This window comes from Methylophaga sp. UBA5088, from assembly GCF_002414625.1.
GTDB classification, from domain to species: domain Bacteria; phylum Pseudomonadota; class Gammaproteobacteria; order Nitrosococcales; family Methylophagaceae; genus Methylophaga; species Methylophaga marina.
Map to the genome: position 1 here is coordinate 13040 of NZ_DIAC01000026.1, position 4510 is coordinate 17549.

Annotated in this window: 5 protein-coding genes and 1 other RNA gene; all 6 read right to left on the reverse strand. The window is 45.7% G+C overall.

The features are described 5' to 3' along the window. Positions 1-1037: peptidoglycan D,D-transpeptidase FtsI family protein (locus B4K20_RS03120; protein WP_289281849.1), on the reverse strand; the 1037-nt coding region annotated here is incomplete at its 3' end. Continuing rightward, positions 1034-1327, reverse strand: coding sequence for a cell division protein FtsL (ftsL, locus tag B4K20_RS03125; RefSeq protein ID WP_289281850.1), 294 nt, complete (start codon positions 1325-1327; stop codon positions 1034-1036). The genes ftsL and B4K20_RS03120, both read right to left, overlap by 4 nt. Further along, entirely contained in the window at positions 1324-2262 is a 939-nt protein-coding gene (rsmH, locus tag B4K20_RS03130) for a 16S rRNA (cytosine(1402)-N(4))-methyltransferase RsmH (protein WP_289281851.1), read from the reverse strand. The genes ftsL and rsmH overlap by 4 nt, the downstream gene beginning before the upstream one ends. 9 nt (positions 2263-2271) lie before the next feature. Further along, entirely contained in the window at positions 2272-2724 is a 453-nt protein-coding gene (gene mraZ / locus B4K20_RS03135; RefSeq protein ID WP_286305486.1) for a division/cell wall cluster transcriptional repressor MraZ, read from the reverse strand. Positions 2725-3033: 309 nt separating this feature from the next. After that, positions 3034-3389, reverse strand: an RNA gene (gene rnpB / locus B4K20_RS03140) — RNase P RNA component class A. A 21-nt stretch (positions 3390-3410) separates the two neighbouring features. Next, positions 3411-4262, reverse strand: coding sequence for a 16S rRNA (cytidine(1402)-2'-O)-methyltransferase (rsmI, locus tag B4K20_RS03145; RefSeq protein WP_289281853.1), 852 nt, complete (start codon positions 4260-4262; stop codon positions 3411-3413). Positions 4263-4510: the final 248 nt, after the last annotated feature.

The window sequence follows — 4510 nt, forward strand, 5'->3', positions numbered from 1 at the left end:
ATAAGGGTCGTCAAGTCGATTTCACCATAGTCTCTGAAATCTTTTATGGGGTGGCCACTTACTCGATAATAGCCAGGGTGTGTATTAATGATGGTGCTTTGATCAAACTCACCCGATTTAATACCACTGACGACCGTAAATGGCTTGACCGTTGAGCCCGGTTCAAACAAATCAGTAACGGCACGGTTTCTGAGATCACTGGGTTTGAGGCCGGCTCTATTGTTTGGGTTATATGAGGGCTGATTAGCCATCGCCAGCACTTCACCCGTACGCGTATCAAGAATGACAGCAGTACCTGATTTTGCCTGATGTTCAGCAACGGTTTTCTTCAAGGCTTGGTAAGTTAAATATTGCAGTCTGAGATCAATGCTCAACTGCACATTTTCGCCGGATTTAGCCGGACGAATCAGCTCACCACCTTCAACGTAATTACCACGGCTGTCACGCACCATACGCTTCAGTCCAGGGCGACCAGTCAGCACTGCATCGTAAGTCAGCTCAAGTCCTTCCTGACCGATATCATCAATATTGGTAAAACCCACAATATGTGAAGCAACTTCACCAGCTGGATAATAACGTTTGTATTCACGTTGAAGCGCCACACCCTGTATGCCCAGCGCTTTTACTTTTGCTGATAATTCCGGTGTGATACGACGTTTCAGATACACAAATTCTCGGGACTGATTCTCTTCAATCTTATTTTTAATTTTTTGGACGGATAAACCCAGTAACTGTGCCAGTTGTGGTATGCGGGGATCACTCGCTAATACATCCTGAGGATTTAACCAGACAGAATGTACAGGCGTACTTATCGCCAATGGTTCACCATGGCGATCCATAATCATCCCGCGATGAGCAACGATAGGCACTTGACGAAGATGGCGGGCATCACCTTGATGACGCAAAAACTCAGGATTTAAGACCTGGATATCAGCCAAACGCCAGCATAATCCAGCCACCATCAATACAAACATGATGCGAACCAGATTAAGGCGCCAAGCGCCAACTTGTTGCACTTTCTGACCGTGCTGCTTCATGGTTTTACCACCACTGTCATATCAGATTTAGGTACGGTCATATCCAGACGTCGTTTCGCTTCTTGCTCTACACGACTTGGGCTTGCCCAAGTGCTTTCTTCCAACAATAAACGTCCCCACTCTTCGTTCAGAGCATCACGTTGTTTTTCTAATTGTTGCAGTTGCACAAATTCATTTCGGCTCATGTGTTTTGTATAAATCACAGACACAGCAGAAACCAAAACGACAAAAGCCATTACGAATAATGGCGTATCAATCTTGATGGTTTCTAACAGTGCTTTTAAATTCATGCCAGCTTCTCCGCTATACGAAGCACGGCACTTCGAGCGCGTGGATTGAGTTTGATTTCTTCTTCTGATGCTTTGATAGCTTTGCCAATCACTTTCAGACGAGGATTTAATTGATCTACAGTGACGGGGAAATGAGACGGTAGATCATCACCACGGGCTTCATCGCGGAAAAACCGTTTCACAATGCGATCTTCGAGTGAGTGAAAACTAATCACTGCCAAACGACCACCCACGGCTAATACATCCAAAGCTTGCTCTAAAGCTGTTGTAAGTTCTTCCAGCTCATTGTTGATAAAAATTCGAATAGCCTGAAATGTTCTGGTAGCTGGATGCTTGAACTTGTCGCGTGATGGACTGGCTTTATCCACTAAATCGGCTAACTGTTTAGTCGTTGTAATAGGATGTTCATCACGTGTTTCCACAATCGCTCTGGCAATACGTTTGCCATAACGTTCTTCACCCAGCGTTTTTATCACATCAGCAATTTCATCCATGTCAGCTGTTGCCAACCACTCTGCTGCACTTAAACCCGCTTCAGGATTCATTCGCATATCAAGTGGTCCATCTTTCATAAAGCTGAATCCACGCTCCGCATCATCTAACTGTGGTGAAGACACACCAATGTCCATCAAGATTCCATCGACATTGCCTTGCCAGAGACGCGCATGAACCGCTGTATTCAGTTCTGAGAAATTGCCATGTTCAATAGAAAAACGGGGATCTTTTGTAGCCAAAGCCTGACCTGTTTTGATCGCTTGAGGATCACGATCCAAACCCAATAAGCGGCCATTGTCAGACAACAACGCAAGAATGGCACGGCTGTGCCCGCCGCGACCAAAGGTAGCATCAAGATATTTACCATCTGCCTTCACTGACAAGCCCTGTATGGTCTCGCTTAACAAGACTGGCAGATGTTCCGAGTCGTTCTCAGTCATAATTCCGCCTTATATCGACAGGCTTTCTAGTTCAGCCGGTAAAATCTCGCCAAAATCTTCTTCTAAACATTCATCCATGAGTTCATTCCAAGTTTGTTCATTCCACAACTCAAACTTGTTACCTTGACCAATCATCACCATGTTTTTATCAAGGCCTGCAAACTCACGTAATTTAGCGGGTAATAAAATACGGCCATTGCCATCCATTTCACATTCAGTGGCATAACCGAGAAGCATTCTTTTTAATCGACGTACTTGAGGATTCAAACTGGGTAATGCGGAAAGTTTTTCTTCAACAATTTCCCATTCAGGTAATGGGTACAACTGCAAACAATGATCAGAATGATCGATGGTGATGACTAATCGGCCTTCACAACAGACGTCAAGATGCTTGCGGAACTTGGCTGGAACAGCCATCCGTCCTTTTGCATCAAGATTGAAAGTTGCCACGCCTCGAAACACTGGTCATCCTCAAAAAACACGATCCACTAAGATCCACTTTCCCCCACTTGTCGACACTATAGGAGTGCAAATGTCCGAAGTCAAGCCTGTGAATAAACAAAATCCTCTTTTTATGACAATGACTTAGAGACTTTTCATAAAAGTGGGAGAAAATGACTGGAGGTGTTTCTCAAGGAGGTCTTTCTTATCAAAAAACTGGCATGTGAAGTTAAAGTAAATTCTAGATTACGTATCTAAAAGACAAAAAAATAACTGCTCAGACAGAAAAATTGACTCTGTCTGCAGCAGTTATTTCGATGATGACATGTTAGGTTGAGACGACCGATAAGCCGGGTTCTGTCGAGGACAATCATTCATCTGGGACTGATGTCGCCATCAGCCTCAAGCAACCTACCCAGGAACAGTACGGGTCGCACATGTCTGCCGAAACAGACGTTCCTCTATTTGGTCTTGCTCCAGGTGGGGTTTACCATGCCACTTCTGTTACCAGAAGCGCGGTGCGCTCTTACCGCACCCTTTCACCCTTACCGAATCGCTTCGGCGGTATACTCTCTGTTGCACTGGCCGTGGGCTCACGCCCCCCAGGTGTTACCTGGCACCTTACCCTTTGGAGCCCGGACTTTCCTCACCGATATCACTATCAGTGCGATTGCCAAGTCGTCTCAGTGCGCTATTCTACCTAAAGGCTAAGTTTTCTGCTGTAATTTCAACGCCAGCTGATAGGCTTCATTTTTACTGCCACCAGTGATGTTAGCCACCATCGCCGCCGCTTTTTTGACCGGGAGCTCAGTCAGCAGAATTTGCAGTAGCCGACGGACCTCTTGCTCATCTGCAGAGACCTCATTCTGACTGCCCTCTATTAATAAAACGCACTCACCACGCTGCTGGTTATCATCTGCTTTTACCCATGCCAGAAGCTCGATTAACGATCGCGTTTCAATAGTCTCGTGAAGTTTCGTTAACTCCCGTGCCAGACAAGCGCGTCTTTGTTCACCAAAAATAAGCACAGCTTCCTCTAGTGCCGACACCAGACGACGTGGACTTTCATAGAATATTAAGGTCCTTGTATCGGACTTAAGCGATTCCATAAACTGTTTACGAGCTGACGATTTAGCAGGCAAAAATCCTTCAAAGCTGAACCGGTCAGAAGCAAGACCTGACGCAGACAAGGCCGTAATTAAGGCACAACATCCAGGAATGGGAGTAACACGAATTCCCGCTTCTCTTACCGTCGTCACCAAGCGATAGCCAGGGTCACTGATTAACGGTGTTCCCGCGTCACTGATTAAGGCGACAGACTCACCTCCTAGTAACCGTTGACAGAGAGCATCACTGCGTTGCTGCTCATTATGCTCATGCAAAGATATACTGGGTGTTTGAATGGCATAATGCTGCAACAGATATTTGCTATGCCGTGTATCTTCAGCAGCAATGACATCAACGCTTTTCAATACCTCAATCGCTCTTGCTGAAAAATCGTTTAAATTACCGATAGGTGTAGCGACAATGAATAATTGACCTGCTTGGCTCTCGCTCACAGTGTTTCCTTAATCTTAAATACAGTGTGGTCGTAATATACGCGAACAGGTAAGATGATGCCTCCTATGACTAAATTATAGAATGACCTTATGTCCCTGAAACGCAGCTTCTGGTTATCCGCCATTATCCTCCTGAGCTTGACGGCTTGTCAGCCAGTGCAATCACCTATCGGCATGACAAAGCCCGCACAAATTGAAACGCTCGCTTCAGAACTTTCGGGACAATACCGGGAAGCGGCCGAGGAATA

What these genes read in the sequence shown, in the direction of transcription:
- rsmH (WP_289281851.1), bottom strand. Translation starts at nt 2,262, where the DNA reads ATGACTGAGAACGACTCGGAACATCTGCCAGTCTTGTTAAGCGAGACC.
- ftsL (WP_289281850.1), bottom strand. Translation starts at nt 1,327, where the DNA reads ATGAATTTAAAAGCACTGTTAGAAACCATCAAGATTGATACGCCATTA.